9 protein-coding genes and 2 pseudogenes are annotated in these 9,313 nt (G+C 51.7%); 10 read left to right on the top strand and 1 reads right to left on the bottom strand.

What is annotated here, in order from left to right:
* The 7 genes and pseudogenes from AC3DKE_RS07945 to AC3DKE_RS07975 all read left to right on the top strand — a co-directional run.
* Positions 1 to 1,130: fumarate hydratase (locus AC3DKE_RS07945; protein WP_487990376.1), on the top strand; the 1,130-nt coding region annotated here is incomplete at its 5' end.
* 79 nt (positions 1,131 to 1,209) lie between these two features.
* Positions 1,210 to 1,623, top strand: a complete 414-nt coding sequence (gene rnk / locus AC3DKE_RS07950) for a nucleoside diphosphate kinase regulator (RefSeq protein ID WP_411729754.1) — start codon at positions 1,210 to 1,212, stop codon at positions 1,621 to 1,623.
* Positions 1,624 to 1,696: 73 nt separating this feature from the next.
* Positions 1,697 to 3,511, top strand: a complete 1,815-nt coding sequence (locus AC3DKE_RS07955; RefSeq protein ID WP_484216460.1) for a choice-of-anchor I family protein — start codon at positions 1,697 to 1,699, stop codon at positions 3,509 to 3,511.
* Between the two features lie 102 nt (positions 3,512 to 3,613).
* Positions 3,614 to 4,756: pseudogene (gene dinB, locus AC3DKE_RS07960) on the top strand (DNA polymerase IV); the annotation flags it as partial.
* A 102-nt stretch (positions 4,757 to 4,858) separates the two neighbouring features.
* Positions 4,859 to 5,476, top strand: a pseudogene (alkB, locus tag AC3DKE_RS07965) (DNA oxidative demethylase AlkB); the annotation flags it as partial.
* The gene (locus tag AC3DKE_RS07970) at positions 5,451 to 6,113 is read left to right on the top strand and encodes a DNA-3-methyladenine glycosylase family protein (protein ID WP_411729751.1); all 663 of its coding nucleotides are present in this window, start codon (positions 5,451 to 5,453) and stop codon (positions 6,111 to 6,113) included. The pseudogene alkB and the gene AC3DKE_RS07970, both read left to right, overlap by 26 nt.
* A gap of 14 nt (positions 6,114 to 6,127) precedes the next feature.
* Complete coding sequence (locus tag AC3DKE_RS07975; RefSeq protein ID WP_340676268.1) at positions 6,128 to 6,334, top strand: DUF2970 domain-containing protein; 207 nt, start codon at positions 6,128 to 6,130, stop codon at positions 6,332 to 6,334.
* Here AC3DKE_RS07975 and AC3DKE_RS07980 read toward each other — a convergent pair.
* Positions 6,331 to 7,167, bottom strand: a complete 837-nt coding sequence (locus AC3DKE_RS07980; protein WP_340676269.1) for a metal-dependent hydrolase — start codon at positions 7,165 to 7,167, stop codon at positions 6,331 to 6,333. The genes AC3DKE_RS07975 and AC3DKE_RS07980 overlap by 4 nt on opposite strands.
* Positions 7,168 to 7,290: 123 nt before the next feature.
* On the opposite strand from AC3DKE_RS07980, the gene AC3DKE_RS07985 reads away from it, so the two are divergent.
* The 3 genes from AC3DKE_RS07985 to AC3DKE_RS07995 are packed head-to-tail and all read left to right on the top strand — an operon-like array spanning position 7,291 to position 9,273.
* On the top strand, positions 7,291 to 8,328 hold the full coding sequence (locus AC3DKE_RS07985; protein WP_487990379.1) for an AraC family transcriptional regulator: 1,038 nt from the start codon (positions 7,291 to 7,293) through the stop codon (positions 8,326 to 8,328).
* Positions 8,329 to 8,351: 23 nt separating this feature from the next.
* Positions 8,352 to 8,933, top strand: coding sequence for an alpha/beta hydrolase (locus AC3DKE_RS07990; RefSeq protein WP_340676271.1), 582 nt, complete (start codon positions 8,352 to 8,354; stop codon positions 8,931 to 8,933).
* Positions 8,934 to 8,976: 43 nt separating this feature from the next.
* On the top strand, positions 8,977 to 9,273 hold the full coding sequence (locus AC3DKE_RS07995) for a hypothetical protein (RefSeq protein WP_340676272.1): 297 nt from the start codon (positions 8,977 to 8,979) through the stop codon (positions 9,271 to 9,273).
* Positions 9,274 to 9,313 lie beyond the last annotated feature (40 nt).

The following is a 9,313-nucleotide window of genomic DNA, read 5'->3' on the forward strand; positions in this document are numbered from 1 at the left end:
CGCCTGCAGTGATTCATTACAGCATCGTGCCTGGCGACAAGCTCGATATCACCGTGGCAGCTAAAGGCGGTGGATCAGAAAATAAATCGAAAATGGTCATGCTCAATCCATCGGATTCGATTGTTGATTGGGTGCTGAAAACGGTGCCTACGATGGGCGCTGGCTGGTGCCCACCAGGCATGCTCGGCATCGGCATTGGTGGCACAGCCGAGAAGGCTGCACTGTTGGCGAAAGAGTCGTTGATGGACCCGATTGATATTCATGAGCTGATTGCGCGTGGCCCGCAAAATCGCGTTGAAGAGCTGCGCTTAGAGCTGTTTGAAAAGGTCAATGCGCTAGGTATTGGTGCGCAAGGCTTGGGCGGCTTGACCACGGTGCTTGATGTGAAAATCTTGGACTATCCAACGCATGCAGCTTCACTGCCGGTGGCGATGATTCCAAACTGCGCGGCCACACGCCATGTGCATTTTGTCCTCGATGGTAGCGGCGCTGCTGAGATGCCTGTGCCGAAGTTGGAAGACTGGCCTAAGCTTACCTTTGATGCCTCAAAATCTAAGCGCGTGAACCTTGATACCGTGACGCCAGCAGAAATTGCTGAGTGGCAGCCCGGTGATACTTTATTGCTCACTGGCACCATGTACACTGGTCGAGATGCTGCGCATAAGCGCATGGTGGAAATGTTTGCCAAGGGTGAGAAATTACCTATCGATTTGAAGGGTAAGTTTATTTACTACGTTGGTCCCGTTGATCCTGTGCGTGACGAGGTTGTTGGACCAGCCGGCCCAACAACTTCCACCCGTATGGACAAATTTACCGACACTGTGCTGGCTGAAACTGGCCTCTACGGCATGATCGGTAAGGCAGAGCGCGGTGCTTCTGGTATCGCTGCCATTAAAAAGCATAAGGCAGCGTATTTGATGGCCGTCGGTGGTGCAGCGTATTTAGTATCTAAAGCTATTCGTCATTCGCGAGTAGTGGCTTTTGAGGATCTTGGCATGGAGGCGATTTACGAATTTGTAGTCGAAGATATGCCGGTGAGTGTCGCGGTGGACGTGCAGGGTAATTCAGTGCATGAGACGGCACCGAAAATCTGGCAAGCCAAAATTGGTAAAATTCCAGTTACTCAATAAACGAAATCCGCAGTTAAAAAAGGCCTGCAGATGCAGGCCTTTTTTTTGATTGTTATGTGTTCATACAGGAGTGTGTGCTGTGACTACTAAACCAAGTTTGATTGTGTCTTCACTCGATGCCGATCGCTTAGATGCCTTATTGGCTTCGCCTGATGCCAAGAGCTTCCCTGGTCGTAATGCGCTGGAGTCTGAGCTAGGCCGCGCTGATATTGTTGACCCTGAAGATATGCCACCCACCGTGGTGACAATGAACTCAACCGTGCGATTTAAGGTCGATGGCTCAAATGAGGAGTTCACTTTGACCTTGGTGTATCCAAAAAACGCCGATAGCAGTGGCCATACGATCTCAATTTTTGCACCGGTTGGCAGCGCGCTATTAGGCCTGTCGCAAGGAGATGAAATTGAGTGGCCAAAGCCTGGTGCTGGCGTATTGAAGGTGCGTATTGAAGAGGTGCTGTATCAGCCTGAGCGCGATGGTGATCTACATCGTTAATTGATGACTGATTCACTCAGTTGTCATTTTTGTACGGCATGGTGCTGTCATCTTAATTAAAGGTGACAGCACCATGCTTAGAAATCTCCTTGCACCTACCTCAATTGCAGCTGCCATTTTGCTTAGTGCTTGCGGTGGAGGCTCTACTAATGAGCCTGTGGATGCTGTCGCAGAGCAAACTCCCAGTCGCATTCAGATGAATTTTTTAGGGCGTTATGAGAGCGGAGTTTTTGGCGAAAGTGCTGCCGAGATCCCAGCAGTTGATATCGTTAGTAAGCGTGGCTTTGTGGTCAATTCTGAAAAAGGTGCGTTGGATGTGTTGGACTTAAGCGTACCCGCCAGTCCTAAGCTATTGTCAACTTTGCGTGTTAGCGACATTAACGGCATTCCAGCGAATGCTGTAGTGAACAGCGTAGCGTCAAAAAATGGCCTAGTGGCCATAGCAATTGAATCAAACCCGAAAACAGACCCTGGTTTCGTCGCACTATATCGCGCTAGTGACTTAGCGTTATTGGATTTTATCGAGGTAGGGGCGCAGCCAGACATGCTGGTTTTCACGCCTAATGGCTCGCAATTACTGGTGGCCAACGAAGGTGAGCCAGCAGATGACTATGCGACAGATCCTGAAGGCAGTGTCTCGGTTATTGATGTCAGCCTGCCATCGAAGTTGAGCTTACGTACGGCTAGCTTCCGTGCCTTTAATGATCAAGTTCAGCTACTGCGCCAGCAAGGGGTACGCATCTTTGGTCGTAACGCAACTGTCGCGCAAGATCTTGAACCTGAATACATTGCGGTGAGCCCAGACAGCAAAACAGCCTATGTTTCTTTGCAAGAAAATAATGCCTTGGCGGTGATTGATCTAGCCACTGCCCGTGTAAGTAAAGTCCTGCCATTGGGCTTTAAGGATCACGGTTTGATGGGGAGTGGCTTCGCTGCTAATGACAAAGACCTAGGAGTTTCCATTGCATTGCATCCGGGCGTGTTGGGCATGTATCAGCCTGATGCTATTGCCTTGCATCAGCTTAACGGTGTTGATTACGTCATCACTGCAAACGAAGGCGATGCACGGGAGTGGGGAGACTTTGTTGAGGAGATCCGTGTTAATAAATTGTTTAGCGAATCAAATGCGATCTTTGCAAGTCCACCCAAAGACCTAGCCAGCCTAGCGGGTGGTGCAATTCTTAACCCTGCAACATTTGCTTATTGCGGCGCGAGTCAGACCTCGCCAGGTAATTGTCTTGCGAATGAAGTGCTTGGTCGTCTCAACGTGACGTGGACACAAGGCTATCAGCGCAATGTCGATGGCACACCCAAGCTCTATACCAAGCAAGGCCAACTAGCCGATGTGAATACAATAAAAGCTGACACACGCTTGATGTATGACAATGTGTATTCGTTTGGCGCTCGCAGCATGAGCGTATTTTCTGGCAATACCGGTGCTTTGGTCTGGGACTCAGGCGATTTCATTGAGCAGTACACCGGCGGCGACTTATGCAAAGCGGGTGTTTTGCGCGACACACTGTGTAAGAGCTTCTTTAATAGTGGGCATGACAAGGTTGCGCTTAATGACCGTAGCGATAACAAAGGTCCAGAGCCAGAAGGCATAGTGCTCGGGCAGATTGGTAGTAAAACCTTTGCCTTTTTAGGTCTTGAGCGTGTGGGTGGTGTCATGGCTTTCGACATTAGCGATCCAAGAAATCCTGTATTTCAGGACTACTTAAATACGCGTGATTTTTCGGTAGCGAAGCCAGCTGCAGCGTCTGGTGACTTAGGTGCGGAAGGCTTGGCATTTGTACCAAGTGCCTTGTCACCAACGGGTAAGCCTTTGCTTATTACCGGCCATGAAGTCAGTGGTACTACCAGCGTGTATGAGGTGGTTGGAAAGTAAAATAGCGTCATTTTTGCGTGATGCGATGGGAATGCTTATGCCGTAGCATAGTCATTCCCATTTTTCGTTTGAGTCAGCACTCTGAGCCTTCAAACCCCCATTCTGCGGCGTATAGCGCATATCGACATGGATGCTTTTTTTGCCTCCGTGACGTTGCTGCGCTATCCGCAGCTGAAGGGCTTACCTGTGGTTATTGGCGGCTCTAAGGCTAGTGTTTTTGGTAGCCAAGTTGACGCTGAAAGTATAAGTACCCATGTGCACTTAGCCGGCCCTGAGACCATCCCGCTCGACGCCTTTGCGCGCCTGCGTGACTATCGCGGCCGAGGTGTTATTACCACGGCTACCTATGAGGCTCGCCAGTTTGGTGTGGGCTCGGCCATGGGCCTGCAGCGCGCCGCTAGCCTATGCCCGCAGGCGATTTTATTGCCGGTCGATTTTGCCGTGGTGAAAGACTATTCCAACCGCTTTAAGGCCGCCGTTCGCGAATTGGCACCGATCATGGAGGATCGCGGTATTGATGAAGTCTTTGTTGATATCAGCGAACAAGCATTGGCGGCCGAAGATGCTGGTGAGGCCATCGCCGCTGAATTAAAGCAATCGATCTTTGACGCTACTGGTTTGACCTGCTCCATCGGTGTGGCGCCGAATAAGCTCATCGCTAAAATGGCCAGCGAGTTTAATAAGCCCAATGGCATTTGCCTGTTGAGAGCTGAAGAGGTGGCTGAGCGTATTGGGCCATTGCCCTGTAAACGCATCAACGGCATTGGCCCAAAAACGGCTGCCAAGCTCGCCGCGATGGGCTATGAGCGAATTGAGCAATTACGGCAAGCGCCGTTGGAAACACTGCAGTTAGCCTTTGGTGAACGCAGTGGGCGCTGGCTGTTTGACGTGGCGCAAGGTCATGACGAACGGCCAGTGCAAACGCGCAGTGAGCCGGTATCGATGAGCCGCGAAACCACGTTTTCTCGTGACTTATCGGCGAAAGAAGATCGTGCAGAGCTAAGCCAAGCATTGGCAGAATTATGCCAGCGTGTAGCCGCTGACTTGCAGCGCAAAGGGCGAGTCGGGCGCTGTATTAGCATTAAGATTCGCTATGCCGATTTTCGTTCAGTAACGAGAGATCAAACGATTACCGACAGCTGCGATGATGCCGAGACGATACGGTATTGGGCACGGCAATGCTTAAAGCGAGTGGCTTTGGATCAGCGCATTCGCTTATTGGGCGTGAAGGTTGGGCAGTTATCGAAAGCCGACGATGTGGTTCGTGATGTTGCGCCCGCGCAGTTGAGCTTTTTAAATTTAATTGATGATTCTGCTTCGATAGGAAGTGGCTTAGCGCAAGTATTTGCCCCCGGCGCGATCTATTTGCCAAGAGCGGCGTTAGCAAATGCAGCTGAGCTTTGGCAGGAAACGCAGCGCCTATTAGCACTTACTCCAACCCGGCACTCAATGACAAAGCGTGGTTTTTATATGGCCTCAGCACTAACTGCTGTTGGTAGCTGGGGCTGGGTCAGTGACCACAAGGGATATCGCTACGAAGCCTTCAACCCTGAGACAGGCCTACCATGGCCAGCGATGCCAGAGCTATTTTTTCAGCTTGCACAATGCTTTGCGGCAGAGGCGGGTTATTCGAATTTTCAGCCCGACTCCTGCGTGATTAATGATTACGTTGTTGGTGCCGGAATGGGTTTGCATCAAGATCGCGATGAGGCCGACTTCCAGGCACCCATAGTTTCGATATCGCTTGGCCTGCCAATAAGCTTCCAATTTGGTGGAAAGGCACGCCAAGATACACCTCATCGTTTACTGCTTTCTCACGGAGATGTAGTGGTTTGGGGTGGGGAATCACGCCTTAACTTTCATGGCGTATTGCCACTAAAGGCTGGTTATCACCAATTGCTTGGTGCTCGTCGGATTAACCTAACTTTTCGGATGGCCTATGCCCACATTAACGCCAGCATGTAAGTTTTTACGCGAAGTCGATAGCGACTGGTGCGCCCTAGTCGACGATATGGGGCCATGCCCGCTGTCAGCTAAATCTTCAGCGACTAAAGCTAGCGATGAGCGTGAGCCTTGGCAGGCGTTGGCGCGTGCCGTGGCGGGACAGCAAGTGCATGGCAAAGCTGCGGAAGCTATTTTCGGGCGCTTTTTGCGGCTTTATGACGACCAAGCCGACGGCCCAGCTTACCCATCACCCGAGCTAGTGCTGGCCACTGAGCCCGATGTACTAAGAGGTTGCGGGCTGTCGGCGGCGAAAACGAAAGCAATTATTGCTTTGGCATATGGGGCCGTGAGTGGCGAAGTGCCGACCTTGGCGCAGGCAAGAACGCTTAGTGATGAGGCGCTCACCGAATTACTTACGGCCTTGCCGGGTATCGGCCCATGGACAGTGCAAATGTTTTTGATGCACACACTACGCCGACCCGATGTGATGCCAGTGGCTGATTTTGGCGTGCGTGAGGGCTGGCGATTACTGAAAGGATTAGAGCGCCAGCCGACACCGAAGGCGCTCTTACTGGAGGCTGAGGCTTGGCGGCCACATCGCAGTGCAGCGGCATGGTATTTGTGGCGAGCAGTCGATAGAGTGAAGCGTGCACGTTAATCTGGAGAGGCAGCATGAGCGATCAGCAGCAACCAACGCGAGTTAGCCCATTACAGGCTTTAGTCAGTGTGTTTCGCGCATGGTTTGGCGTGCAAACTGACGCTAATCGTCAGCGTGACTTCAATAGCAATAACGCCAGTAGCTTTATCATTGCTGGCGTTATCTTTGCGGTAGCGATGGTGTTGGCCGTGGTGATCGCAGTGAATATGGTGCTGCCTTAGGCCACCTGAGCTAGCACTTCATTAGCTTTTAATTGCCCAATACGCTGCTCAATCAAGTGACGATTATCGTGTTGCCATGGATGAAAGCTGGGTCGGTAAAAGTCTAAATACTCGGGAATAATGCGCGTTAGCATGCCCGGTTTAAACAGCATGAATTTCGCAAAACCTAAGGCACTACGCCAGTCGCTGAGTTTGCCATCGTGCTTCAGTAAGCTGTGTTGCATGCGCAGTGTGACTAGCATGAAAAAGAACGTGGCTTGCGCCATGCCACGAACCCGCAGCCAATAGTCGCCATCAACCGCTTGGAACACATCATAGGCCACCGACTTATGCTCGGTTTCCTCGACGGCATGCCACATAAACATATCGCCCACCATGCCATCGATATTCTCAATGACGTCGGCTTGCTCGAGCATGAGGTTGGCTAAGATAGCGGTGAAATGCTCAAAGCCCACTGTCATGGCGAGTCGCTCGCGATCGCTATAGCGCTTCTTGGCGAACTTCAGCGCGTTTTTCACAAACTCAATTTTCTTCGCTAATGGCAGTTGGTGCTGATCGATCAAGGCTTGATTAAAGGCCTCATGTTCTTTGCCATGATTTGCCTCTTGGCCAATAAAAGCGCGGATATCTTTTTGCAGTTGAGGGTCTTTAATCTGACCTTGGAAATTACGTACAGAGTCGATAAAAAAGCGCTCGCCATCGGGGAATGTAGTCGACAGCGCATTCATATAATGCGTGATCCACGGATTATTTCGGTACCAATAGCGCGGCATTTCCGGAATGGCGTAATCCATGCGGCGGACACGAATGGGAATCGGCGTTTTGCTAATCATGGCGGTATTCCTCGCAGCGTTAAAATTCAAAGGCCTGAAAGATGCCCGTTCAGCAACAATGCCTTGCTGCACTTTTAGGAAGAAGGGTAAGGTAAGCCTTTAATCGGTCATTTGAGGCCATTGATGACGATAGCGCGCCATACCGCAGAGGCCACGCTTTCTGGGCAATACCTGATGCAGCTGCTGGTGGCGTTGCAAGCCTTGGGCTTGTCTAGCGATGCTGTACTAGCGGGCACGCCGATTCAGTTAGAAAGTTTAAATGCCGATCAGCATCTGCCGTGGTCGCAGTGTTTGCAGCTTATGCGCAATGCTCAATCACTGGCGCCAAGCCCTATGCTGGCGATCGATCTGGGACGCTTACTGAATCTGCGCAACCATGGTTTTTTGGGCTATGCCGTGCTGTCGTCGCGCACCATTGGTGGCGCTATTGATTTATCGATACGCTATTTTCGAACGCGCACCAGCTTGTTTTCCCTGCGCTTATTTCGCGAGGGCGATGATGCCGTGGTGCAGCTCGACGAAGCTGTGCCTCTGGGCGAATTGCAGCCATTTTTCATCGAAGCCTTGATGACGTTAATGCTGGTGTGTGGTGAGCAAGTTACTGGCCGCACCTTCATGGGTGAGTTGAGGTTGAGTGTGCCCGCGGCTAAGCATCATTCGCAGTGGCGCGAAGTGCAGGGCTCGCGCATCAGCTATGACAATGCCTTTAACCAAATTCGTTTTCCGCGCAAAGGCTTGCAGATGCCGCTAGCGCAGGCCGATCCGCAATTACTGGCCATGGCTACCGCGCAATGTGAGCAAGAGTTGCATCGCTTACGTGATCATGGCGGTTTGCTGCCGAGCGTGAAAATGTGGCTGCGTGAGCATTTGCCGAGCAATCCTAGCTTAGATCAAGCGGCGGCAGCGCAAGCGATGTCAGCGCGCACTTTGCGCCGGCGTTTGAGTGATCTTGGCACTAGCTATCAGCTGATGATGGAGCAAATGCGCCGTGGCCGTGCAGTGGAGTTATTGCTGCATAGCGATAGCACGGTGGATGCGATTGCGCAGGCGCTAGGTTATGGTGATCCATCAAATTTTGGCCGTGCCTTTCGGCGTTGGACTGGGGTGTCGCCGCGTCTCTATCGAGCGCAATCGCGAGAACAAACGCGAGAACCGCAGTAACAGCATTTAGTGGAGATTTCTTGATGAGCAGTGCAGGTACCGTCATATTTTTGCATGGTTTAGAGTCTGGCCCTGACGGCTTAAAAATCCAGAAAATGCGCGCCACGGCAGAGGCTATGGGCTGGCAAACGATGGCGCCTGATGGCCGCTTTAGCCGCGATCCAGTGCAGCGTGGCGAAGCGGTTTTGGCGCAATGGCCGTGGCAGGCTAATCGTGTATATTTGGTGGGCTCGAGCTTGGGTGGATATGTTGCGGCATGGGTCGCTGCACGTTTGGCTAAAGAAATTTACACTAAGCCTACGAATCAAGCTCAGTCTGCGAGCCAAAAGCCCGCTAGTGTGAATGGCATGCTATTGCTCTGCCCAGCATTTGATTTGCCTGGTTATCCCTTGGATAGGCCCGAGCAAGCATTGCCCGGCGAGCTGATTCAACTTATTCATGGCCGCGCCGATACGGTAGTGCCACTGAGTCATTCGCAGCGTGCGGCTCAAGCATGGGGCGCTGACTTGGCAGAAGTAGAAGATGATCATAGTTTGCACAATAGCATCGCATTTATTTGCGAAGTCTTGGCGCAACGTTTAGCGTGTGCAGCTAGCATCGTATAAGCACCGTTTAGTGCGCTTTTTAAGGCGTGATGAGGAGAATAAAATGAAAGCAGTACTTTTCGCTCTGGCCCTGTCGGCGTTTGCCGCTCCCGCTTTGGCCGCACAATACGTAGCCTCTGGTGATTGGGCGCCAACCCGCAAAGCAGCTTGTGATCAGGCCACTGCGTTAGCGTCTGCTCGCGCCGATGCGCCAGTGACAAATAGCAGCTGCCTTTGCGACAAAGGCGATAAGCAATTTAGCTGCTTGGCAACTGTCGATGTCGACGCGCCAGCAACCATGATTGCTCAAGAGGGTGGTGCCACCTTAGTAAAACCGGCGTCAATTTCTAGCGCAAAATAGTTCTGCTTGAAGCTGCCTTATAGCAGCCGCTCGTCACATA

Source organism: Paraperlucidibaca sp., assembly GCF_982810325.1.